Source organism: Marinimicrobium sp. UBA4509 (assembly GCF_002388575.1).
Taxonomy (GTDB): Bacteria; Pseudomonadota; Gammaproteobacteria; order Pseudomonadales; family Cellvibrionaceae; genus Marinimicrobium; species Marinimicrobium koreense.
In genome coordinates, this window is the sequence record NZ_DGMV01000059.1 from 6,938 (window position 1) to 7,836 (window position 899).

At 66.4% G+C, this 899-nt stretch carries 1 protein-coding gene; it reads right to left on the minus strand.

Features of this window, described 5'->3' with window-relative positions; translation table 11 throughout:
- A partial coding sequence (locus B3520_RS11355) for an AAA family ATPase (protein WP_286876084.1) occupies positions 1–899 on the minus strand: 899 nt, incomplete at both ends.

An 899-nucleotide genomic window follows, 5' to 3' on the forward strand; every position in this document is an offset into this window, starting at 1 on the left:
CCCACCAGGCGTGCCACGGCATGGCGTTCCCCGTACTCGGACATGTCGATGCGCAGCAGCGCACCTTCATCGCCATAGATCGACTCGGCCAGCGCCTTGGCGAGTTCGGTCTTGCCCACGCCGGTCGGTCCGAGGAACAGGAAAGTCGCCACCGGCTTGCTGCCTTCGCGCAGGCCCGCCCGCGACAACCGCACGGCATCGGCCACCGCGCGCACCGCTTCGTCCTGGCCCACCAGGCGCTCGTGCAGCCGCTGCTCCAGATGCAGCAGCTTCTCGCGTTCTTCCACCGTCAGCTCGTTGACCGGAATGCCGGTCAGGCGCGAGACGATCTGCGCGACATGCTCGGCCTTGACTTCGGCGTTGCCCGAGGCGCGCTCGCGTTCCCATTCCTCGACGAGCTGCTTGAGTTCAGCCTCCTTGGCCTCGATGCGCTTACCCAGCTCGGCGGCCTTGTCGTACTGCTTGCGCGAGGCCATATAGTCCTGCTCACGCCGCAGCTGGTGCAGTTCGGACTCCAGCTCTTGCACCGTCACCGGGCGGGCCGTGGCCGACAGCTTCACGCGTGCGGCCGCCTGGTCGAGCAGGTCGATGGCCTTGTCAGGCAAAAAGCGCGCGGTGATGTAGCGGTCCGACAACTCGGCGGCGGCGATGATCGCATCCTCGGTGATGCTGACCTTGTGGTGCGCCTCGAAGGTGTCGCGCAGGCCGCGCAGGATCATCATGGTCTGCGCTACCGTCGGCTCGGGCACCATCACCGGCTGGAAGCGACGCTCCAGCGCGGCGTCCTTCTCGATGTACTTCTGATATTCGTTGAGCGTAGTGGCGCCGATCAGGTTCAGTTCGCCGCGCGCCATCATCGGCTTGAACACGTTGGCCACGTCCAGCCCGCCTTCGCCGCC